Genomic DNA, 22,884 nt, shown 5'->3' with positions numbered 1-22,884 from the left:
GCAACGATAAGTCGAGAAGCCCCCACTTCAAGCGACCTGTAAGGTTGGTAAGTGGTGGGAGTAGTTCACATAACGGAAAATTTACTACTCCATTGGAAACATTTTTTACAGATGAGGATTATCATGAGTTATCTGATGAAATGCTCGCATAAGGGTATCTTTCCGCCCGAGAGATGCCCTTATAGAGGTAAAAATGCTCGCATAAGGGTATCTTTCTGCTTGAGAGATACCCTTATAGGGGTGAAAAAGCTCGCATAAGGGTATCTTTCTGCTTGAGAGATGCCCTTATAGAGGTAAAAATGCTCGCATAAGGGTATCTTTCTGTTTGAGAGATGCCCTTATGGAGATGAAAAAGCTCGCATAAGGGTATCTTTCTGCTTGAGAGATACCCTTATGGCGGATGTTTTAGTAAAAAAACACGAAATATCTAAAATTTAGGAAGTTGTAATTTCCGATCAACAGCCCCGATTATCCACCAAACGAAAAAGGACCGGGTGCAGTTTGCCCGGTTTTTCTTATGGACGAACGCAAACTCTGCCATAAAATTCTTCCGAAAAGACGGTCTAAAATAGGGAAAAGCTCGTATACATGATAGTACAAACTGTCTTTGGAGGGATTTATATGTCAAAAAATAAAAAGGCTATGGTCGTCACAGCTGCTACATTGGCAACTACGGTATTCCTGTCAGGCTGCGGACTTTTCGGGGGCGAGGACACGAAAAAGATCGACCCTCCCCAAGATGTAACTCTTATGGAGAATGGGGATGCGGTTAATGAAAAGGTAACGACGGAAACAAACGAGACTGGAAAAGAAGCGGTAGAGTCATCCATTCAGACCGAGCTTTACCTGATTGATAAAAATGGATATGTTGTCTCGCAGACAATGGAACTTCCGAAAAAAGAGGGAGTCGCCCAGCAGGCTTTGGAATACCTTGTTGCAAATGGACCTGTTGAGCAAATGCTGCCTAATGGCTTCAGGGCCGTCCTTCCAGCCGACACTCAAATGACAGTGAATATCAAGAATGGGACTGCAACGGTTGATTTTTCGAAGGAATTCGCAACATATAAAAAAGAGGATGAAAAAAGAATTCTTCAGGCTGTGACATGGACGCTTACCCAATTTGATTCTGTCGATAAGGTGAAACTGCAGCTGAATGGTACGCCGCTCGAAGCAATGCCTGTCAATGGAACTCCAATCGGTGGAGATTTGAGCCGTGCTGATGGCATCAATGTCGACAATTCTGATGTAGTCGATATTACGAATACGAAGGCAGTGACAGTTTATTATATTGGCGGCGAAGAAGGTGCATACTACTATGTGCCTGTAACCAAGCGTGTTAGCAATGATCAGAATGATACGATTACTGCGATTGTTAACGAGCTAGTCGAGGGGCCAGCCTATGCTTCCAATCTGCTATCGGATTTCCAGTCCAGTGTGAAGCTGCTTGATGAGCCTAAAATCGAGGATGGCAAGGTAACGTTAAACTTCAATGAATCGATTTTTGGAAGCCTAGAGGAGAAAATGGTATCGGAACATCTGCTTAATTCCCTTGTACTGTCCATGACGGAGCAGGAAGGCGTCAACAGTGTGGCACTGACGGTAAATGGAAAGGCAGATGTGCTGTCAGAAAGTGGGGAGAAATTAGCTGAGCCGGTTACTAGACCTGAAAAAGTAAACACAGGTAGTTTTTAATAGCGGAATTTTGATATACTAATAAAAGACATTCAAAGAGGCAGGCGTATTTCCTGCCTCTTATTCATTTTGATTTCCATCACAGCTTACACAATGCGAAGGAGGACTTTTATGCGATACGATGGGCGAAAACCCTTACAATTAAGACCGATACATATAGAAACGGACTATTTAAAACACCCAGAAGGCTCCGTGCTGATTTCTGTTGGAGATACAAAAGTTATCTGTACCGCAAGCATCGAGGATCGTGTGCCACCATTCATGCGCGGCGAAGGAAAAGGCTGGATCGCAGCGGAGTATTCTATGCTACCTAGAGCGACAGAGCAAAGAAATATTCGTGAGGCTGCAAAAGGGAAAATCTCAGGCAGAACGATGGAAATCCAGCGATTGATTGGCAGAGCGCTGCGAGCAGTCGTTAACTTGGAGGCCATTGGAGAGCGGACGGTTTGGATTGATTGTGATGTCATCCAGGCAGATGGTGGTACTCGGACAGCATCGATCACAGGAGCATACATTGCCATGACACAGGCACTTGAGAAGCTGAGCAGGCAAAAGAAGCTGTCCGCTTTTCCGATAAAGGATTTACTCGCAGCAACAAGTGTCGGAGTTTTGAAAAATAAAGAAGTGGTAGTGGATTTGAATTATGTGGAAGATTCGGCTGCCCAAGTTGATATGAATGTAGTCATGACTGGGAACGGTGAATTCGTAGAATTACAGGGGACAGGAGAGGAAGCTTCGTTTTCCTACAGTCAGCTGCAGGAATTGTTACATGCTGCACAGGAGGGGATTGCAGAGTTATTCGAATTGCAAAAGGCAGCACTTGGTGAGGAATTGACCGCTAAAATTGAGGGAGCAAAAAAGGGCTAGGAGAGATTGGCAATGGAATCAGTGATTATCGCCACCAAAAATCAGGGGAAAGCAAAGGAATTTGAAACTCTTTTTTTGCCTAGAGGGTTTGCTGTAAAAACACTGCTAGACTACCCGGAGCTTGAAGATGTCGAAGAAACAGGCTCGAATTTCGAAGAGAATGCCGTGTTAAAAGCCGAGACGATCTCCAAATTACTGGGAGTAAGGGTGATCGCAGATGATTCAGGTTTGGAAATTGACGCCCTTGAAGGCCGCCCAGGTGTCTATTCAGCACGATATGCGGGAGCAGATAAGGATGATCAAGCAAACATCGATAAAGTTCTCGAACAACTTCTAAACGTACCAGAAAACGAGCGGACCGCTAAATTTTGCTGTGCATTGGCGATGGCCGAGCCTGGTAAGGAGACATTAACGGTTTTTGGATCATGTGAGGGACGAATCCTCCAAGAACAAAAGGGAACCAATGGTTTTGGCTATGACCCGATCTTCTTTGTGGAGAGGGAGGGCAAAACGATGGCTGAACTTTCTGCAGAGGAAAAGAATCGGATCTCCCATCGGGCCGAAGCGATCAGGAAACTGGATGAAATTCTTAAGGAGCGGGAAGAAAAATGAGGAAAGTGTTGATTGTCAGTGACAGCCATGGGTCAACAGAAGTTCTAGAAGAAATCGCCAGCCGGCATAGCAAGGAAGTGGATTTGATGATTCACTGTGGGGATTCGGAGCTTTCCGAAAAGGACCCTGCAATTGTGAATTATAGGGCAGTCAAAGGCAATTGCGATTTTTACGGCAATTTTCCGGACCAAGAAGTTCATGACATAAATGGCCGAAAAATCCTCGTAACACATGGACATTTATACTCAGTGAAATCGACACTCGTGAACTTATACTATAAGGCAGAAGAAGAAGAGGCTGATATAGTTTGTTTTGGACACTCGCATGCCTTAAGTGCTGAAATGGTCGGTGATGTGCTTTTTATCAACCCGGGAAGCATCAAGCTTCCGCGTGGCAGAATAGAAAAAACATATGTGCTCCTGGATCTGGACCGCAATAAAGTTGTATTGAGAATTTTTGACTATGAAAGCGGGGAGCTACCCGAATTAACGAAGGAGTTTTCCCTTCACAAAAAAGGCTAATACTACTATAATAGGTTTCTGAGGGGTCGAACTTTCCCCTCAGGAAAAAGTTTGTTTCTTATTGACATATCGTTATGTTCCTAATATAATAAATCTTGTCTTTAAAAAATAACCAAGTCCCAGTAGCTCAGCTGGATAGAGCAACGCCCTTCTAAGGCGTGGGTCGGGGGTTCGAATCCCTCCTGGGACACCATTAAACTACATACCTTACCTCACTTTCCTTGAAGGTGAGTTTTTTTATGGTTAAAATTCTTAAAATGTAAAAAAAAAATAAAATTTACAAATGTGAATATAGCAACAATGTAAGCGTATACAAGTAAATTAACAAATCTAAATTATCGCATTATTTAGAAAAAGCCTGTTGACGAGGCTGATAAATGGGCGTAAGATAATCTACAAATATAAAAATACAAGTTTCATCAACACAGTTTTTCCCATAAACATTTTGGAAAGTTGTATTTTTTTATCCAAAATTTTATTCGTTTAAAGCGTCTATTTATTAAAGGAGTGTTGTTTCGTGCCCGAGCAGTGGATTTATTTAAATGGGGAATATGTCACCAAGGAAAATGCTAAGGTTTCGGTATATGATCACGGATTTTTATACGGAGACGGTATTTTTGAAGGGATACGGGTATACAGCGGCAATATTTTCAGAATGGAAGAACATATGGACCGTCTTTACAGGTCTGCAAAATCGATTATGCTGAATATGCCACACACTAAAGAGGAGTTCACTGGTCTTGTAGTGGAGACAGTAGGACGAAATCAATTAAGAGATGGCTATATCCGGATCGTCGTGTCGCGGGGGATAGGTGACTTAGGACTGGATCCATATTCTTGCCCGAATGCGAATGTGATTATCATCGTAGAGCCGCTGGCTATTTTTCCCAAGGAATTGTATGATCGCGGACTTGATATTGTTACCGTGGCAACCAGAAGAAATCGGCCAGATGTATTGAGCCCTAAAATAAAATCACTGAATTATTTGAATAACGTCCTCGTAAAAATTGAGGCTCGGTTGGCTAATGTAAGCGAGGCTTTGATGCTAAACGACCAGGGCTATGTTGCTGAAGGATCTGCTGATAATATTTTTATCGTGAGAGGCAACACTTTTCTTACACCTCCAGCGTATGTAGGAGCGCTTGAAGGCATCACCCGGAGCGCGGTGATTGATATCGCTGAAAAACTAGGATACAAGGTGAAGGAGGAACCGTTTACTCGCGATGATGTTTACACGGCAGACGAAGTATTCCTTACTGGTACGGCTGCAGAAGTCATTCCCGTTGTCAAGGTGGATGGAAGAGTCATTGGAGATGGGATACCAGGAGAGCATACCCAAAAAATCCTGCAGGAGTTTAGGGAAAGAGTTGTTGCCGAAGGCATCCAGGTTTATCCGGAAAAAGCCCATCAAGTCAGTTAAGATACGTTTTAGTTGCAAGCTCGACTAATTGAATAAAGATAAAGCGAAGACAGGGACAAGTAATTTTTTGCGATCAGCATGCACAGAGAGCCGGGTTAGCTGGAAGCCGGTGATGCCGTAATGGAATGAACTCACCCTGGAGCGCCAGTTTGAAAGGAAACTAGTAAAACTGGCCGAGTGCCCCGCACTTGTTGTCAAAATCACGAGCGCACGCGTTAAGCGTGAAGAAGGGTGGTACCGTGGAACAAGGAGCTAAAGCCTATTCCATCCCTTTGCCTAGGCAAACTTAGGCATATGGAGATGAATGGGCTTTTTTATTTTGAAAAAATAGCGATTAAATCGAAATGGGAGGTACGATAAATGGAAGCTGCCTTAAAGGAAACAAAGGCTGTAACAAAGGAAATAAGCGGCGCAGATTTGCTGGTTAGAGCTTTGGAAAAGGAAAACGTCGAAGTCATTTTCGGCTACCCAGGAGGAGCAGTCCTCCCAATCTACGACAAACTCTATGATTCTAAGATTCTACATGTGCTGCCAAGGCATGAGCAGGGAGGGATCCATGCGGCGGAGGGATACGCGCGGATCAGCGGAAAACCTGGAGTAGTCATCGCAACTTCTGGTCCGGGCGCAACCAATATTATTACTGGCATTGCCGATGCAATGATGGATTCGCTGCCGCTAGTCATTTTCACTGGTCAGGTGGCGACAGGCGTTATAGGAACAGACGCTTTTCAGGAAGCTGACATACTGGGAATTACGACGCCGATCACCAAGTACAACTATCAAGTCAGGGAAATAAAAGACATCCCTCGGATCATAAAGGAAGCCTTTTATATTGCAACAAGCGGCAGACCTGGCCCTGTAGTCATTGATTTTCCAAAAGATTTAGCGGCGGGATTCCTGCAAGAGCCTGAGTTGGCAGATCCGGAAATGCGTTTACCAGGTTACCAGCCGACGACGGAGCCGAATTACCTTCAGGTCAGAAAGCTGTCAGAAGCAGTCAGCAAGGCAAAAAAACCTGTTATTCTCGCAGGAGCTGGAATCCTTCATGCAAAGGCATCCGCTTTATTAAAAGAATACGCCGAAAAGCAGAACATTCCAGTTGTTCATACATTGCTCGGATTAGGTGGATTCCCGGCAGGGCATGAATTGTTCTTAGGAATGGCAGGGATGCATGGCTGCTATACGGCCAACATGGCCCTCTATCATTGTGACTTGCTGATTAACATCGGTGCCCGGTTTGATGACCGGTTGACAGGAAATCTGCAGCATTTTGCACCAAAAGCAACAGTAGCCCATATTGATATCGACCCAGCGGAGATTGGAAAAAACGTGGCTACGCAAATTCCAGTCGTAGGAGATGCTAGGGAAGCTTTAAAACAGCTGCAGAAGCTCGATGGAAAGCCTCCGCAGCAGCAAGAATGGCTCGAAACCCTTGGTGCTTGGAAAAATGACTATCCTTTTTATTACGAGGAGAATGATGTTCTTAAACCGCAAAAGGTCATGGAACTGCTCTATGAAAAAACGGCTGGAGAAGCGATTGTCGTTACCGATGTCGGCCAGCATCAAATGTGGGCAGCTCAATACTATCCGTTTAAAACAGCAGATCGATGGGTCACCTCTGGAGGTCTTGGGACAATGGGATTTGGTCTTCCGGCTAGTATCGGCGCACAGCTGGCAGACCCGGAGGCTACTGTAATCGCTGTACTCGGCGATGGCGGTTTTCAAATGTCAACTCAGGAGCTGGCGGTCATTGCCGAATTTCAGCTCCCAATCAAAATTGCGATTTTCAATAACAAGGCATTAGGGATGGTAAGGCAGTGGCAGGAGTTTTTTTACCAGGAAAGATACTCTCACAGCAAAAATCCTGTCCAACCATCGTTCGTGAAGCTGGCAGATGCATACGGCATCAAAGGGTATGAAATTCATTCCGAAGCGGAAGCACATACCATCCTAAATGAAGTGCTCCATGACAATGAACCGGTGCTGCTCGACTTCCGGATCGATGGAGCTGAAAATGTATATCCAATGATTGCCCCAGGAAAAGGAATCCACGAAATGGTGGGAGTGAGGAAATGAAACGAATCATAACAATAACGGTACTGAACCGGCCCGGAGTATTGAACCGAATCACTAATCTTTTTACAAAGCGAAACTATAATATCGAGAGCATTTCAGTAGGACTAACAGAGCTGGAAGGAGTTTCTCGAATGACCTGCGTTGTCCATGTGGAGAATGACGGGATGGTGGAGCAAATCACGAAACAGTTGAACAAGCAAATTGATGTTCTCAAGGTGGCGGATATTAGCGATCAGGCGATTGTCGCCCGTGAGCTGGCGCTTGTAAAAGTGCCGGTCCTGCCGCAGAACCGGGCAGAAATCTACTCGCTCATTGAACCATTTCGGGCCTCGGTGATTGATGTAAGCAAGGATAGCATTATCATCCAATTAACAGGAGAAACGGAAAAAATTGAGGCATTTATCGAGTTAATTAAACCATATGGAATCAGAGAATTGGCAAGGACTGGAACAACCGCGTTCCCGAGGGGAAATCAGCGGACCAGCCAGCAAAAAACTTATTCGTTTGTTTAATCAAAAATAATTTTAAAAATAGAAAGGAAGAGAAAAAATGACAAAAATGTACTATAACGGCGATGCAAATGAGGCTTATTTCAATGGGAAGAAAGTTGCGGTGATTGGCTATGGTTCACAGGGACATGCGCACGCACAAAATCTCCGGGACAGTGGTGTCGAGGTAGTCGTTGGTTTAAGACAAGGAAAATCGTGGGATAAGGCGGCAGAAGATGGATTTGCGGTTCAGTCAGTTGCTGAAGCAGTTTCCGCTTCAGATGTGGTGATGGTATTGCTTCCAGATGAAAGGCAGACCGCTGTTTACAAAGCGGAAATTGAACCACAGCTTTCTAATCAGGCATTGATGTTCGCCCATGGTTTTAATGTCCATTTTAACCAGATCGTTCCTCCTGAAACTTGTGATGTACTGCTAGTCGCGCCAAAAGGTCCAGGACATCTCGTCAGAAGGACTTACGAGGAGGGTGCCGGGGTTCCAGCACTATTCGCTATTCATCAGGATGTTTCAGGGGAGGCGAGAAAATTAGCGCTCGCATATGCAAAAGCAATTGGTGCATTGAGGGCTGGTGCATTGGAAACAACCTTCAAGGAAGAAACGGAAACGGATTTGTTCGGAGAGCAGGCAGTGCTTTGCGGCGGGTTGACGTCCCTTGTGAAGGCTGGTTTTGAAACGCTAGTAGAAGCTGGATACCAGCCGGAACTGGCCTATTTTGAAACGATGCATGAACTAAAGCTAATCGTAGATTTGATGTATGAGGGGGGATTGGAAGGAATGCGCTATTCCATCTCTGACACGGCTCAATGGGGTGATTTTGTTAGTGGGCCTAGAATTGTCAATGATCAGGTAAAAGCAGAAATGAAAAAAGTGCTAACCGATATCCAGGAAGGTAATTTTGCAAAAGGCTGGATTGCAGAAAACGAAAACAACAGGCCGGTCTTTAATGCCATCAATGAAAAAGAAAATAGCCACCAGATTGAACAAGTAGGAAGAGAACTGAGGAAGATGATGCCGTTTGTTAATAAACAAAAGCAGAGAGAAGTGGCCGGCAGTGCGAAAAATTAATATTTTTGATACGACATTACGGGATGGGGAGCAGTCGGCTGGAGTCAATCTTAATTTCACGGAAAAATTAGAGATTGCCAGGCAGCTTGAGCGTTTGAATGTAGACATCATTGAAGCGGGGTTTCCAGCAGCCTCTAAGGGTGATTTTGCATCGGTTGCGGAAATCGCCCGTGAAATCAAAGGCTGTTCAGTGACTGGTCTGGCACGCTCGGTGTTGACGGATATTGATGCGGCCTGGGAAGCTTTGAAGCATGGAGCAGAGCCAAGGCTTCACCTTTTTATCGCAACCTCGCCGATTCACCGGATCCACAAGCTAAAGCAGACAAAAGAAGAAGTGATCGAAACAGCAGTACGAACTGTCCAATATGCGGCAGCTAAGTTTCCAGTCATTCAGTGGTCTGCCGAGGACGCGTGTCGTACCGAACTGGATTTTCTTGCAGAAATTGTCGAAGAGGTTATCAAAGCAGGAGCGAAGGTTATCAATATTCCTGACACAGTTGGATATATTTCGCCGCAAGAATATGGAAATATTTTCACTTACTTGCGTGAGCATGTTCCTTCTATTAATAAAATCGAACTTTCCGCCCACTGTCACGATGATCTCGGAATGTCGATTGCCAACTCCCTTGCTGCTGTATCTGCAGGAGCTTCTCAAGTGGAAGGAACCATCAACGGAATTGGCGAGCGAGCCGGAAACGCAGCGCTAGAGGAATTCGCAGTTGCCCTTCATATCCGCAAAGATTTTTACGAGGCCGAAACAAGGATGAACCTGAAGGAAATCAGCAGAACAAGCAGCCTTGTCAGCAAGCTGACCGGTATGGCCGTTCCAGCTAACAAAGCGGTGGTCGGCCGGAATGCTTTCGCGCATGAGTCGGGTATTCACCAGGATGGAGTGCTGAAGGAGAAAACAACGTATGAAATTATTTCTCCTGAGCTGGTTGGCTTACAGAATAATACTATGGTCCTCGGCAAGCATTCTGGCCGGCATGCGTTCCGAAACAGGCTGAATGAAATTGGACTGTCGGTGCCAGAGAATGAGATCAATCATTTATTCACTGTTTTCAAGGAACTCGCAGACCGAAAAAAAGAAATGACCGATGATGATCTTGCAGCCATCATCCTTGAAGAGAAGCTGTCAAAAGAGCAGCAGTATTACCGGCTTGATTCCATTCAGGTGCAGTATGGTACCAACCAGGTACCTACGGCAACTGTCACCCTGTCTGGCTGTCAGAATGAAAGAATTCAAGAGGCTTCAACAGGCTCTGGAAGTATAGAAGCTTTGTATAATACGCTAGAAAAGTGTATGGATGAAACGGCAAGTTTGCTAGACTACAGAATCCAGTCAGTCGGAGCGGGCAGGGATGCACTGGCACAGGTGTACGTTAAGCTTGTTTTTGGGGGAATCGAAACAAGCGGAAGAGGATTGGCACAGGATGTACTGGAGGCTTCAGCAAAGGCGTATATCAATGCAGTCAACAGAGTTCTGTATATGGAAGAAACAAAGAAGATTGCTGTAACCGGCTGATCGACAACCACAAAAACAATGGAGGCGAGTGTAATGGAAAAAAAGATCGCAATCCTGCCAGGCGATGGTGTAGGCAAAGAAGTAAGCAGAGGAGCGGTCACCATTCTCCAAGCAGTGTCAGAGCGCTTTGGGCATACATTCCAATATGTGTACGGGAAAATTGGCGGTACAGCCATCGATGAATATGGAACGCCGCTTCCAGAACATACCTTGGATCTCTGTAAAGGCAGCGATGCGGTGCTTTTAGGAGCTGTGGGTGGCCCGAAGTGGGACCAATTGCCAGGACATATTCGTCCGGAAAAAGGGTTGCTGAAAATCAGGAAAGAACTAGAACTATATGCGAATGTCCGGCCAGTCCAATATTATCGCAGTATTTCCGGTATCTCTCCACTGCGCAAGGAAGTCGTCGAAGGAGCAGACATGGTTGTCGTCAGGGAATTGACAGGCGGACTTTACTTTGGGAAGCCGAGTGAGCGGACATTCCAAGAAGGAAAAGCTTCCGTAGTAGATACATTGTTTTATCAGAAGAATGAGATGGAGAGGGTCATCCGTTATGCTTTCGAACTTGCAACAACCCGCAGCGGCAAAGTTACGTCAGTGGATAAAGCCAATGTCCTAGAGTCAAGTCGAATGTGGAGGGAAACAGCTGAAGAAATCGCTAGTGAGTTCCCGGATGTGAAGCTTGAACATATGCTCGTGGATAATGCAGCAATGCAACTGATCAAAAACCCTCGGCAGTTCGATGTAATCGTAACCGAAAATCTGTTTGGAGATATTTTAAGTGATGAAGCATCGGTGCTGACCGGATCGCTTGGCATGCTGCCTTCAGCCAGCGTATCAGCACAAGGGCCAAATCTGTACGAACCAATCCACGGATCCGCACCAGATATTGCCGGTAGGAACGCTGCCAATCCGATCGCGATGATACTTTCTGTCGCAATGATGCTGAGAATGTCTTTTGGATTGGTGGAAGAAGCCGAAGCAGTAGAGAACGCTGTGAAGCAAGTACTTGAAGCAGGAAGCAGGACATCTGACATCGCTTCAACCGGCGTTTTCCCGTTGACAACTGAACAAATGGCCGAAGAAATTAAGGCAGCTTTGCTCGATAATGAAGCAATTTTCCATATCATGGGTGCGTACGCTTAAAGTTGGTAGGAACAGAATTAATGGATAATGATACCTATTGAAGGGGGAGGATATTTTGGGAAAAACGATCATTGAAAAAATTTGGGAGAAACATGTTGTTCATATGGAAGAGGGCAGGCCTGACCTTTTGTATATTGACCTCCATCTTGTTCATGAAGTGACCTCCCCGCAGGCTTTTTCAGGGCTGAGGATGAAACAACGCACGGTGAGAAGGCCGGATCTAACATTTGCGACGATGGATCACAATGTTCCTACCCTTAATCGCAGGGAGATCAACGATCAGGTTGCCAGGAATCAGATGGACACATTAAGGAATAACTGCGAGGAGTTTGGTATACCACTTGCAGATCTTGACAGCCCAGATCAGGGAATCGTCCATGTAATTGGACCTGAGCTCGGTTTGACGAAGCCAGGGATGACCATCGTCTGCGGAGACAGCCACACATCGACACACGGAGCGTTCGGTTCTCTTGCCTTCGGGATTGGAACAAGCGAAGTGGAACATGTGCTTGCAACACAAACGCTTTGGCAAACAAAACCGAAAACATTGAAAATAGAAATTTCCGGCACGCTTGGCGCGGGAGTCAGTGCAAAAGATGTGATTCTTTTTATTATTAGTAAGTATGGCGTCCAATTCGGCACTGGATATGTTATCGAATTTTGCGGCGATGTGATCAGGAATATGTCAATGGAAGAAAGAATGACGCTTTGCAATATGTCGATTGAGGGCGGTGCAAAAGCTTCGATCATTGCTCCAGATGACAAAACATTCGCCTATCTTAATGGAAAGAAGTATGCTCCTCAGGGAGATGAGTTTCTCGATCAGATCCTTGAATGGCAGAAACTTACCTCAGATGAAGATGCGGAGCATGACGATGTAATCGAAGTGGATGGAAGTAAGATTATTCCGATGGTTAGCTGGGGCACGAACCCGGCGATGACAGCTCCGGTGACGGAAAGAGTTCCATTTTTATCAGAGTGTGAAACCGAAGCGGAAAAGAAAGCTGTGCAAAGAGCATTTGAATACATGGGTCTGGAGGAAGGCCAGCTTATCCAAGATATCCATGTAACGAAAGTGTTCATCGGTTCCTGTACGAACTCAAGAATCGAGGATCTTCGTGCAGCCGCAGAGATTGTAAAAGGGAAGAAGGTTGCTTCGGGGGTAAATGCGATTGTCGTACCAGGTTCCCAACAGGTGAAAAAAGTAGCTGAAGCAGAAGGGATTGCCGCTATTTTTATCGAAGCAGGATTTGAGTGGCGGGAATCCGGCTGCAGCATGTGTCTTAGCATGAATGATGATATCGTTCCTGCAGGAGAACATTGTGCCTCCACTTCAAACAGAAACTTTGAGGGCAGACAAGGCGCTGGAGCGCGGACGCATTTAGTCAGTCCAGTGATGGCTGCTGCTGCCGCTCTTAATGGACATTTTGTCGATGTCAGGAAGCTGGCTGGCGTAGCGGTTTAGTGGAATACCTTTGAATGTGGTTCTCAATAACTTTACGAAGAAAGGAGCCGAAAATGTCTAGTTTTAAAGAAATGACAGGAAAAGTTGCTGCAATGGATCGGACCAATGTGGATACAGACCAGATTATTCCGAAGCAGTTTTTAAAAAGAATCGAGAAAACGGGGTTTGGTCAATATTTATTTTATGACTGGCGTTTTAAATCAAACGGGGAGCCAGATGAAAAGTTTGAACTGAATCACCCAGCAACCAAGGGAGCATCGATTTTAATCGCAAACGAAAACTTCGGCTGCGGATCCTCCAGGGAACACGCGCCATGGGCATTACAGGATTATGGCTTCCGGGTGATCATTGCGCCTTCTTTTGCGGATATTTTTAAGCAAAATTGTCTGAAGAACGGCATTCTTCCTATCGTCCTGTCAGCGAATCAGGTCTCTCAACTGCTTGAAAAAGCAGCAGGGCAGGAGTATGAAATGACCGTTTCGCTAGAGCAGAAACGTGTTTATGACGAAACGGATTTCAGAGCAGAGTTCGAGATCCATCCCTATTGGTATCAAATGCTCCTAAACGGGTGGGACGAAATCGAATTGACGCTGCAGCTTGAGCAAAACATTCAGGAATATGAAGGAAAATTTCTATCAGGAGCGCGCTAACAAAGAAAAGGTACTAATTTTTATAATAAAACGGACTGATTCACAGCTCTGCTTGTGAATCTTTTTGTTTTTTCCAGAATTCATGCTACACTTTTTAAAGCTGAAGTTCTTAAGGGATTCCCGAATAGCTAATTTTTTAAAAGTAAGGCGGTATGTATATGAAAAAACAGGATTCAAATAAGGATAATCTGATCCTGTTTCCCGGACTGGGAATGCGCCTTTTGGAAAAAGGCCTTGAGTATTTAAAGCAGCAAAAGTACAGGGATGCCCTTCAGTATCTTGAACAGGCACTGGAGTTCGAACCTGAAAATAGCGATCTATATGTTGGGCTCGTTCTCGCCCATTATGAGACAGGCAATCTTAAGCAGGCGAAGGAAATTGCAGCAGAGATGCTAAAGAGTGGCCGAGGGGATTACGGTAAAGTGATTGAAATATATTTGATGATCCTCGTCCAGCTGAATGAATATCAGGAAGTTGTTACTACAATCGAAGGATTGCTGGAAGAGCAGGAAATTCCTCGCGAAAAGCATGAGCATTTTATGAAGATGCTTGAATTTGGGCGAAAGATGAACAATGGAGCAGAAAAACAGGAAGGTACTGAGAGGGATGATGAACAACCAGAAGAACTAGAATTTGATCTATTTGTATTGGCAGACATTAACAAACAGGCATTGGCTTTAGGAAATCTCACTAATGTAAATATACGTCCATACATCAAGGGATTAAAGAAATATGCTGAATCAGAAGAAGGCAATCCCTTTATAAAAACGATGCTGGTAAATATATTGAGAGAACAAGAGTATTCAGAGGAAATGGCTGTAAGCAAATTTGGCTGGAAAGAGTCGTTCACGCCCGCTCTTTTGCCTGATGTGAAGGAGTATATGGAAGCCAGCGGTGTGCTTCCGTTATTAGCTGATGTAATTGAAAATGACGATCCAGTATTAAATGAACAGGTGCAGAGCCTCGTAGAGCGGTATTTTTTTCTGTTGTATCCATTTAAAACTCCGGTCGGCAGTCCAAATGACTGGGCAGGGGCCATTCACTTCATTGCCAACGAGTACTATGGATTTGATAATCCGCTTGGAGAGTTTGCGGATCTTTATAGCAGTCACCATGAGGAAGCAGCCAAAGTACTTCGGTTCATCAGGGAGTTAGAAGAAATTTCTTACCCGATAATATAGTCCTGGCTGTTGAAACAAGATAATCCTGTGTTATAATGTAGTGGTTGTATTATGTAAAAATCATTCTATTTTACATTTAATCTGGAATATTGCTTGGTTAACAAGAGTATTCATCGTCGAATGAAAATGATAATAGATATTGTTGGAGGGAACTGTATGTCTGCAAAGGTAGAAAAAAGAGAAGGGAACCAAACGGTTCTAACAATTGAAGTGGATGCAGAAAAGGTCAATCAGGGTCTTGACGCTGCATTTAAGAAAGTCGTTAAACAAATTAACGTACCAGGATTCCGCAAAGGAAAAATGCCCCGCCAAATATTCGAAAAGCGTTTTGGCGTAGAATCTTTATACCAGGATGCACTTGATATCATTCTTCCTGAAGCATACGCAAATGCAATCGAAGAAACTGGAATCGAGCCAGTTGACCGTCCTGAAATTGATGTGGAGCAAATCGAAAAAGGCAAGACGTTAATCATCAAAGCAACTGTTACTGTCAAGCCTGAAGTGAAGCTTGGCGAGTACAAAGGGCTTGAAGTCGAAGCATTCGACACTAACGTAACAGATGAAGAAGTGGAAAACGAACTAAAAGCAATGCAAGAAAAGCAGGCGGAGCTTGTTGTTAAAGAAGAAGGCAAAGCTGAAAATGGCGATAGTGTTGTCATCGATTTCGAAGGATTCGTTGATGGCGAAGCTTTTGAAGGCGGCAAGGCTGAAAACTATGCACTTGAACTTGGTTCAGATTCCTTCATTCCTGGCTTTGAAGAGCAGCTAATTGGAACAGCTACTGGTGAGGAAAAAGACGTAGAAGTTACATTTCCAGAAGAGTACCATGCTGCTGAACTTGCTGGTAAGCCTGCAACTTTCAAAGTAAAAGTTCACGAAATCAAAGGCAAAGAACTCCCAGCACTTGATGACGAATTCGCGAAAGATGCTGAAGAAGAAGTCGAAACTTTAGCTGAGCTTAAAACAAAAATCAAAGATCGTCTTGCACACGACAAAGCGCACCAGAAAGAACATTTCGAGCGCGATACTGTTGTTGAAAAGGCAGCAGCCAATGCGGAAATCGAAGTTCCAGAAGCGATGATCGACTCTGAAATCGACCGGATGGTGGACGAATTTGAACAGCGTCTGCAAACACAAGGCATGAACATGGAACTTTACTACCAGTTTACAGGACAAGATGAAAATGCTCTTCGCGAACAGATGAAAGAAGAGGCAGCTACGCGCATTCGTGTAAACCTGACTCTAGAAGCAATCGCAAAAGCGGAAAACATCGAAGTAACAGAGGAAGAAGTAGCTGCAGAACTTGAAAAGATGTCAGAAATGTATAATATGACTGCTGACCAAATTCAGGCAGCACTTGGCGGAAGCCTTGAAGGAATCAAGGGCGACCTTCAACTGAAAAAATCAATTGATTTTCTTGTAGAAAACAGCAAACCTGTTGCATAATAAATAAATAAATAAATAACAAATCATAAGCGTCTGGCTCCGCCTTGACAAGAGCTGCCTGCGTTGCTACCGTGTCTTGTTGAGAACGGAATTACACGGAGGAATCCAGCCAAGTGATTCGTTGTGTCAGGTGCTGAAGCTAGACATTTCTCAAAGTGAATTTTATACTTAGTATAAAAGTAATAACAAGGCGCGAGTGTATCGTGCCTTGTTTTCTACCATTGACCCGAATATACATAGATAATTTTTTAGTAATTTCCTGCAAGCCGATTTAATGGCCGGATTTATGGTTATGATGATTTAGTACATATTTATTGCGTCATAAGCGCGAACCTGTAAAAGCCGAGGGTTATTATTTCCTGTACCTTGGCAAAATATGATACAATGCAATACATACCTGCTATAAGGCAGCAGAAAAAAAACGCGCTACTTAACTGTTCGTTTGCTTATGATTGCAGCTTTATATATGTTTTAGAAGTTCTCAAGGGGTGAAGAAATTGTTCAAATTTAATGATGAAAAAGGGCAGCTCAAATGTTCTTTCTGCGGCAAGACACAGGATCAGGTCCGCAAACTGGTAGCCGGTCCAGGTGTTTATATCTGTGACGAATGTATAGAACTGTGCACAGAAATAGTAGAAGAAGAACTGGGTACAGAGGAAGAAGTAGAGTTCAAGGATGTTCCAAAGCCACAGGAAATCCGCGATATTCTTAATGAGTATGTAATTGGCCAGGACAAGGCAAAGAAAAACTTGTCTGTTGCCGTTTACAACCACTATAAGCGTATCAACTCAAACAGCAAGATTGATGATGTTGAACTTTCAAAAAGCAATATTGCGATGATCGGCCCAACCGGTAGTGGTAAAACATTGCTGGCACAAACATTAGCCAGGATTCTCAATGTTCCATTTGCGATCGCAGATGCAACATCATTAACGGAAGCAGGGTATGTCGGTGAAGATGTTGAAAATATCCTGTTGAAATTGATCCAGTCCGCGGATTATGATGTAGAAAAGGCTGAAAAAGGAATCATTTATATCGATGAAATCGATAAAATTGCAAGAAAATCCGAAAATCCATCTATTACAAGAGATGTTTCCGGTGAAGGTGTGCAGCAGGCACTCCTGAAAATTCTTGAAGGTACAGTTGCAAGTGTACCGCCACAAGGCGGCCGTAAGCATCCTCATCAGGAATTTATCCAGATTGATACTACGAACATTCTGTTCATTTGCGGCGGGGCATTCGATGGTATTGAGCAAATTATCAAACGCCGCCTTGGCCAGAAAGTAATTGGCTTCGGTTCGGAGAAAAAGGAAGAAGATATAGACAAAAATGAATTGCTGGCAAAAGTGCTACCTGAGGACTTGTTAAAGTTCGGGTTGATTCCTGAATTTATCGGCCGTCTTCCAGTCATCGCCAGCTTAACGCCACTTGATGAAGAAGCGTTAGTCGAAATACTGACAAAGCCGAAAAACGCACTCGTGAAACAGTATCAAAAAATGCTGGGGCTTGATGAAGTCGAGCTCGAATTTGAAGACGAGGCACTGGTTGAAATAGCCAAGAAGGCAATTGAGCGCAAAACAGGTGCCCGCGGATTGCGTTCCATTATCGAGAGCATCATGCTTGATGTGATGTTTGACCTTCCATCCCGTGATGACATTGTTAAGTGCATCATCACCAAGGACACAGTGGAACATAATATGCCCCCAAATCTGGTCCTGGAAGATGGCACAGTTCTGAAAGACGAAAGAAATTCAGCATAATGCTTATTAAATCCTGGTGAATACTCACCGGGATTTTTTTACTTCAAGGTCTTTTCAGGTGGGAAAATTCACTTTAAAATATTGTTTATTCCAACACGCTCAGGGAGATACTAGGTTAAAACGACTAGCATCAACTGGGAGGGAATGTATATTGAGTTGGACCGGAATCGCCTTATTTATACAGCTGTTTTTTGGCATCATCATCGGGCTGTATTTCTGGAATCTATTAAGGAGTCAGAGGACGCAAAAGGTATCAATTGATCGGGAATCTCGAAAGGAAATGGAACAATTAAGGAAGATGAGGTCGGTTTCACTGACTGAGCCACTTGCTGAGAAAGTAAGACCATCAAGCTTCCATGATATTGTCGGGCAAGAGGATGGAATAAAGGCATTGAAAGCTGCGTTATGCGGTCCTAACCCGCAGCATGTTATCATTTACGGACCTCCTGGAGTAGGGAAAACAGCGGCAGCGAGACTGGTTTTGGAAGAAGCAAAGCAAAATCAAAAATCGCCATTCAAAAAGGCATCTGTATTCGTTGAACTGGATGCCACGACAGCCAGATTCGATGAAAGAGGAATTGCAGATCCCTTAATCGGTTCGGTGCATGATCCAATCTATCAAGGGGCTGGGGCAATGGGACAAGCAGGCATTCCTCAGCCAAAGCAAGGGGCAGTCACCAATGCACACGGTGGAGTTTTATTCATCGATGAGATCGGTGAACTGCATCCAATCCAAATGAATAAGCTTTTAAAAGTACTGGAAGACAGGAAGGTATTTTTAGAGAGTGCGTATTATAATGAGGATAACACACAAATTCCAAGTCATATCCACGATATCTTTAAAAATGGGCTTCCAGCAGACTTCCGCCTTGTTGGGGCGACAACGAGAACTCCAAGCGAAATCCCTCCGGCGATCAGGTCAAGATGCATGGAAGTATTTTTCCGCGAGCTAACCCAAGAGGAGATATCCGAAGTAGCCAGAAATGCCGCTGAAAAAATACAGCTGACCATGAGTGAAAAGGCAATTGGGATTTTGGCAAACTATGCAAGAAATGGCCGTGAAGCTGTCAATATGGTTCAAATTGCGGCAGGGCTTGCGATTACAGATGACCGATCATATATCAAGGAAGAGGAAATCGAGTGGGTCGTCCATTCCAGTCAGCTGACACCAAGAATGGAAAAAAAGATTAATGAAAAGTCAGCTGTTGGGCTGGTGAATGGGCTTGCTGTCTATGGACCAAACACAGGCGCCCTGCTTGAAATCGAGGTAACCGTCATTAAAGCGAAGGAAAAAGGGTCGATCAATATTACTGGCATCGTGGAAGAAGAAAGCATTGGCGGACAAGGAAAATCAATTCGTAGAAAAAGCATGGTTAGGGGTTCGATTGAAAATGTCATAACAGTCCTTAGATCGATGGGCGTGCCGGCAGATGAGTTTGACATCCACGTTAACTTCCCGGGCGGGACACCGATTGATGGACCATCTGCCGGAATCGCAATGGCAACTGGCATCTATTCAGCCATCTATCAAATCCCGATGGACAATACCGTTGCAATGACTGGAGAAATTAGCATCCACGGAAACGTGAAGCCGATTGGCGGTGTCTATCCAAAAGTGAAGGCTGCAAAAAAAGCAGGCGCCACTAAGGTAATCATTCCAAAAGAAAATGTTCAGTCCATCCTGAATGATATCACTGGAATCGAAATTATTCCCGTTTCTCATCTCGAGGAGGTCTTTGAAATCGCTTTGTTAAAAGAACATTCGCGAGAGCAGCTCATCAAGGCTGCCATGGATTTCCCACAAATAGAATCTAGCTAATGGAATAATGAAAAAAACGCGTAGCTGCGTTTTTTTTCATTTACAAGCAAGCACAACACCAGACATATTTTTACAAGAAAATCAGGATACTAATTATTAGTACGAAAATAGGGCAATCGCTCTAGAATATTAGACACTTGAAATTAAATGCGATAGAATTGAACAACAAAGTAGTAACATGCTTATGGGTTTGATTCAATGCATATTGGAGGTGCAATGCTATGGTGAATAATAACGAGTACACTGTCCCTCTCCTGCCGCTGCGCGGGTTGCTTGTATATCCAACGATGGTCCTTCATTTGGATGTAGGACGAGAAAAATCGGTACAGGCACTGGAGAAGGCAATGGTAGATAACCATCTGATCTATCTTACAACCCAAAAAGATATATCCATAGATGAACCGGGTGAGGAAGACCTTTACCTGATGGGTACGCTTACCCGCGTCAAGCAGATGCTGAAGCTTCCTAACGGAACAATCCGTGTTCTGGTCGAAGGATTATCCAGGGCAGAAATCATGGAACTTAACGACGAAAATGATCATTTTTCTTGTAAAGTTAGGACGTTCGAAGATGATGAAACAAAGGATGTCGAAGATGAAGCATTGATGAGGACGATGCTTGATTATTTTGAACAATACATAAAAATGTCGAAGAAGATTTCTGCGGAAACGTATGCATCTGTTTCAGATATAGAGGAGCCTGGGAGAATGGCAGATATCATTGCTTCTCATCTTCCACTCAAGCTGAAGGAAAAGCAGGAGATCCTTGAAATGATCAATATAAAGGATCGGATGAATCGTGTCATCGAAATTATCCACAATGAAAAAGAAGTGCTCGGACTGGAAAAGAAAATCGGTCAGCGTGTGAAACGCTCAATGGAGCGAACTCAGAAGGAATATTACCTTCGTGAGCAAATGAAGGCTATCCAAAAAGAACTTGGCGATAAGGAAGGGAAGACAGGGGAAATATCCGAGCTTACTGAGAAAATCGAATTTGCCGGAATGCCTGATCATGTGAAGGAAACAGCGTTGAAGGAGCTTGACCGTTATGAAAAGGTACCGACAACCTCTGCTGAAAGTGCGGTAATCCGGAATTATCTTGAATGGCTGATCGCTTTGCCATGGTCCAAATCCACTGAGGATGATCTTGATATCAGCAAAGCGGAGAGAATCCTTGATAAGGATCATTATGGACTTGAAAAAGTGAAAGAGCGCGTCCTTGAGTATCTTGCTGTCCAAAAGCTGACAAACTCACTAAAAGGCCCGATTCTATGCCTTTCTGGGCCTCCTGGGGTAGGAAAAACGAGCTTGGCTAAATCAATTGCTAAGTCCTTGAATCGGAATTTTGTCCGCATTTCCCTTGGCGGAGTGCGCGATGAATCAGAAATTCGCGGACATCGACGGACCTATGTTGGTGCGATGCCGGGGCGGATTATCCAAGGGATGAAAAAGGCAGGAACGATCAACCCTGTTTTTCTTCTCGATGAAATCGATAAAATGTCCAATGATTACCGTGGAGACCCATCTTCTGCGATGCTTGAGGTGCTGGATCCGGAGCAGAACTATTCCTTCAGCGATCATTATATTGAAGAGACATACGATCTTTCGAAAGTGATGTTCATTGCTACAGCCAATAATCTCTCTACTGTTCCAGGTCCATTGCTTGACAGGATGGAGATCATTAATATCGCTGGCTATACGGAGCAGGAAAAGCTGCATATTGCCAAAGATCATTTGCTTCCTAGACAGATTAAGGACCACGGCTTGTCAAAATCGCAGCTGCAAATAAAGGATGAAGCCATTGCAAAGGTGATCCGTTATTATACCCGCGAATCTGGTGTTCGTTCTCTCGAAAGGCAGCTTGCTGCTATTTGCAGGAAAACGGCGAAAATTGTCGTTTCGGGCACGAAAAAGCGTGTGATTGTAAGCGAGAAGACTGTGGAGGAATTCCTTGGCAAAACGAAGTACAGATATGGACAGGCAGAATTGGAAGACCAGATAGGCGTGGCAACAGGACTTGCCTATACAACGGTTGGAGGAGATACGCTGCAAATCGAAGTTTCATTATCTCCGGGAAAAGGAAAGCTGGTATTGACTGGGAAGCTAGGCGATGTCATGAAAGAATCGGCGCAGGCCGCATTCAGCTATGTCCGGTCAAAAGCAAAGCAGTTGGATATCGACCCAGATTTTTATGAGAAAAATGATATCCACATCCACGTTCCTGAAGGAGCTGTCCCTAAGGATGGACCATCAGCGGGGATAACGATTGCAACGGCACTCGTTTCGGCTTTATCCGGCAAACCGATTCGCAAGGAAGTAGGAATGACAGGTGAAATAACCTTAAGGGGCAGAGTTCTACCGATCGGCGGCCTAAAGGAGAAGTCTTTGAGCGCTCACCGAGCAGGACTGACCAAGGTAATCTGTCCAAAAGATAATGAAAAAGATATTGATGATATTCCGGAAAGCGTCCGTAACGAGCTCGAATTTGTGTTAGTTTCACATGTAGATGAAGTATGGAAGCACGCACTTGTAAACGGTGATTCCCAATGAAGGTAAACAGTGCAGAAATTGTAATCAGTGCTGTAAGACCGAATCAGTATCCGGAAGGAAATCTTCCGGAGTTCGCTCTTGCGGGACGATCGAATGTTGGTAAATCTTCTTTCATTAATAAAATGCTAAACCGGAAAGCTCTTGCAAGGATTTCCTCGAAGCCTGGCAAGACGCAGACCTTGAATTTTTATTTAATCAATGAAATCCTTCATTTTGTTGATGTTCCTGGTTATGGATATGCGAAAGTATCAAAATCAGAACGCGATGCTTGGGGAAAGATGATTGAAACGTACATCACATCCCGTGAGCAGCTTAAGGCTGTGCTATTGATTGTGGACCTTAGGCATCCGCCATCTAAGGACGATGTCTTGATGTATGATTTCCTTAAGCATTATGGAATCCCGGTTATTATCATTGCTACAAAAGCGGATAAAATCCCGAAATCCAAATGGCAAAAGCATATGAAGATCACGAAAGAAACTTTAGAATTAAAAGCTGAGGATTCGATCATTCTTTTCTCATCAGAAACAGGGGAAGGGAAAGACAAAGCATGGTCTGTCATGGGTAGCTTTATGAAATAAAA

The 22,884-nt window shown here is 44.2% G+C and carries 18 protein-coding genes, 1 tRNA gene and 1 other annotated feature; all 19 genes read left to right on the top strand.

Annotated features, from left to right (window positions below; genetic code table 11):
• Positions 1-621 precede the first annotated feature (621 nt).
• Positions 622-1,692, top strand: a complete 1,071-nt coding sequence (locus tag UB32_RS08980) for a GerMN domain-containing protein (protein ID WP_044393036.1) — start codon at positions 622-624, stop codon at positions 1,690-1,692.
• Between the two features lie 111 nt (positions 1,693-1,803).
• Positions 1,804-2,559 (top strand): ribonuclease PH, encoded by a 756-nt coding sequence (rph, locus tag UB32_RS08975; RefSeq protein WP_044393034.1) that lies wholly within the window; start codon positions 1,804-1,806, stop codon positions 2,557-2,559.
• 12 nt (positions 2,560-2,571) lie between these two features.
• On the top strand, positions 2,572-3,171 hold the full coding sequence (locus tag UB32_RS08970; protein WP_044393032.1) for an XTP/dITP diphosphatase: 600 nt from the start codon (positions 2,572-2,574) through the stop codon (positions 3,169-3,171).
• The gene (locus tag UB32_RS08965) at positions 3,168-3,692 is read left to right on the top strand and encodes a metallophosphoesterase (protein WP_044393030.1); all 525 of its coding nucleotides are present in this window, start codon (positions 3,168-3,170) and stop codon (positions 3,690-3,692) included. The genes UB32_RS08970 and UB32_RS08965 overlap by 4 nt, the downstream gene beginning before the upstream one ends.
• 116 nt (positions 3,693-3,808) lie before the next feature.
• Positions 3,809-3,885 (top strand) — tRNA-Arg (locus UB32_RS08960).
• A 324-nt stretch (positions 3,886-4,209) separates the two neighbouring features.
• Complete coding sequence (gene ilvE / locus UB32_RS08955; RefSeq protein WP_044393028.1) at positions 4,210-5,112, top strand: branched-chain-amino-acid transaminase; 903 nt, start codon at positions 4,210-4,212, stop codon at positions 5,110-5,112.
• A gap of 37 nt (positions 5,113-5,149) precedes the next feature.
• Positions 5,150-5,387, top strand: a binding site (T-box leader).
• Positions 5,388-5,472: 85 nt separating this feature from the next.
• Positions 5,473-7,188, top strand: a complete 1,716-nt coding sequence (gene ilvB, locus UB32_RS08950) for an acetolactate synthase large subunit (RefSeq protein WP_044393026.1) — start codon at positions 5,473-5,475, stop codon at positions 7,186-7,188.
• Entirely contained in the window at positions 7,185-7,700 is a 516-nt protein-coding gene (gene ilvN / locus UB32_RS08945; protein ID WP_044393024.1) for an acetolactate synthase small subunit, read from the top strand. The genes ilvB and ilvN overlap by 4 nt, the downstream gene beginning before the upstream one ends.
• 37 nt (positions 7,701-7,737) lie before the next feature.
• On the top strand, positions 7,738-8,760 hold the full coding sequence (gene ilvC, locus UB32_RS08940; protein WP_044393022.1) for a ketol-acid reductoisomerase: 1,023 nt from the start codon (positions 7,738-7,740) through the stop codon (positions 8,758-8,760).
• Positions 8,747-10,285 (top strand): 2-isopropylmalate synthase, encoded by a 1,539-nt coding sequence (locus tag UB32_RS08935; protein ID WP_044393020.1) that lies wholly within the window; start codon positions 8,747-8,749, stop codon positions 10,283-10,285. Before ilvC ends, UB32_RS08935 begins: the two co-directional genes overlap by 14 nt.
• 33 nt (positions 10,286-10,318) lie before the next feature.
• A complete protein-coding gene (gene leuB, locus UB32_RS08930) occupies positions 10,319-11,431 on the top strand; it encodes a 3-isopropylmalate dehydrogenase (protein WP_044393018.1) in 1,113 nt (370 codons plus the stop codon).
• Between the two features lie 55 nt (positions 11,432-11,486).
• The gene (gene leuC / locus UB32_RS08925) at positions 11,487-12,896 is read left to right on the top strand and encodes a 3-isopropylmalate dehydratase large subunit (protein WP_044393017.1); all 1,410 of its coding nucleotides are present in this window, start codon (positions 11,487-11,489) and stop codon (positions 12,894-12,896) included.
• Between the two features lie 53 nt (positions 12,897-12,949).
• The gene (gene leuD, locus UB32_RS08920; protein WP_044393016.1) at positions 12,950-13,546 is read left to right on the top strand and encodes a 3-isopropylmalate dehydratase small subunit; all 597 of its coding nucleotides are present in this window, start codon (positions 12,950-12,952) and stop codon (positions 13,544-13,546) included.
• A 158-nt stretch (positions 13,547-13,704) separates the two neighbouring features.
• The gene (locus tag UB32_RS08915) at positions 13,705-14,727 is read left to right on the top strand and encodes a tetratricopeptide repeat protein (RefSeq protein ID WP_052806997.1); all 1,023 of its coding nucleotides are present in this window, start codon (positions 13,705-13,707) and stop codon (positions 14,725-14,727) included.
• A gap of 156 nt (positions 14,728-14,883) precedes the next feature.
• Positions 14,884-16,173 carry a trigger factor gene (gene tig / locus UB32_RS08910; protein ID WP_044393012.1) on the top strand — a complete coding sequence of 430 codons (1,290 nt, stop codon included), beginning with the start codon at positions 14,884-14,886 and terminating at the stop codon, positions 16,171-16,173.
• A 497-nt stretch (positions 16,174-16,670) separates the two neighbouring features.
• Positions 16,671-17,933, top strand: a complete 1,263-nt coding sequence (clpX, locus tag UB32_RS08905) for an ATP-dependent protease ATP-binding subunit ClpX (RefSeq protein WP_044393010.1) — start codon at positions 16,671-16,673, stop codon at positions 17,931-17,933.
• Positions 17,934-18,084: 151 nt separating this feature from the next.
• Positions 18,085-19,752 carry an ATP-dependent protease LonB gene (gene lonB / locus UB32_RS08900; protein ID WP_044393008.1) on the top strand — a complete coding sequence of 556 codons (1,668 nt, stop codon included), beginning with the start codon at positions 18,085-18,087 and terminating at the stop codon, positions 19,750-19,752.
• 221 nt (positions 19,753-19,973) lie between these two features.
• Positions 19,974-22,301 (top strand): endopeptidase La, encoded by a 2,328-nt coding sequence (gene lon / locus UB32_RS08895; RefSeq protein WP_044393007.1) that lies wholly within the window; start codon positions 19,974-19,976, stop codon positions 22,299-22,301.
• Positions 22,298-22,882: a ribosome biogenesis GTP-binding protein YihA/YsxC gene (gene yihA, locus UB32_RS08890; protein ID WP_044393004.1), complete on the top strand. Its 585-nt coding sequence runs from the start codon at positions 22,298-22,300 to the stop codon at positions 22,880-22,882. The genes lon and yihA overlap by 4 nt, the downstream gene beginning before the upstream one ends.
• Positions 22,883-22,884 lie beyond the last annotated feature (2 nt).

Source organism: Mesobacillus subterraneus (assembly GCF_000934845.1).
GTDB lineage: Bacteria > Bacillota > Bacilli > Bacillales > Cytobacillaceae > Mesobacillus > Mesobacillus stamsii.
The sequence above is the reverse complement of the archived record's forward strand: the minus strand, read 5'-3'. Positions and strand labels throughout refer to the sequence as shown.

What these genes read in the sequence shown, in the direction of transcription:
- UB32_RS08980 (WP_044393036.1), top strand. Translation starts at nt 622, where the DNA reads ATGTCAAAAAATAAAAAGGCTATGGTCGTCACAGCTGCTACATTGGCA.
- rph (WP_044393034.1), top strand. Translation starts at nt 1,804, where the DNA reads ATGCGATACGATGGGCGAAAACCCTTACAATTAAGACCGATACATATA.
- UB32_RS08970 (WP_044393032.1), top strand. Translation starts at nt 2,572, where the DNA reads ATGGAATCAGTGATTATCGCCACCAAAAATCAGGGGAAAGCAAAGGAA.
- UB32_RS08965 (WP_044393030.1), top strand. Translation starts at nt 3,168, where the DNA reads ATGAGGAAAGTGTTGATTGTCAGTGACAGCCATGGGTCAACAGAAGTT.
- ilvB (WP_044393026.1), top strand. Translation starts at nt 5,473, where the DNA reads ATGGAAGCTGCCTTAAAGGAAACAAAGGCTGTAACAAAGGAAATAAGC.
- ilvN (WP_044393024.1), top strand. Translation starts at nt 7,185, where the DNA reads ATGAAACGAATCATAACAATAACGGTACTGAACCGGCCCGGAGTATTG.
- ilvC (WP_044393022.1), top strand. Translation starts at nt 7,738, where the DNA reads ATGACAAAAATGTACTATAACGGCGATGCAAATGAGGCTTATTTCAAT.
- leuB (WP_044393018.1), top strand. Translation starts at nt 10,319, where the DNA reads ATGGAAAAAAAGATCGCAATCCTGCCAGGCGATGGTGTAGGCAAAGAA.
- leuD (WP_044393016.1), top strand. Translation starts at nt 12,950, where the DNA reads ATGTCTAGTTTTAAAGAAATGACAGGAAAAGTTGCTGCAATGGATCGG.
- UB32_RS08915 (WP_052806997.1), top strand. Translation starts at nt 13,705, where the DNA reads ATGAAAAAACAGGATTCAAATAAGGATAATCTGATCCTGTTTCCCGGA.
- tig (WP_044393012.1), top strand. Translation starts at nt 14,884, where the DNA reads ATGTCTGCAAAGGTAGAAAAAAGAGAAGGGAACCAAACGGTTCTAACA.
- lon (WP_044393007.1), top strand. Translation starts at nt 19,974, where the DNA reads ATGGTGAATAATAACGAGTACACTGTCCCTCTCCTGCCGCTGCGCGGG.
- yihA (WP_044393004.1), top strand. Translation starts at nt 22,298, where the DNA reads ATGAAGGTAAACAGTGCAGAAATTGTAATCAGTGCTGTAAGACCGAAT.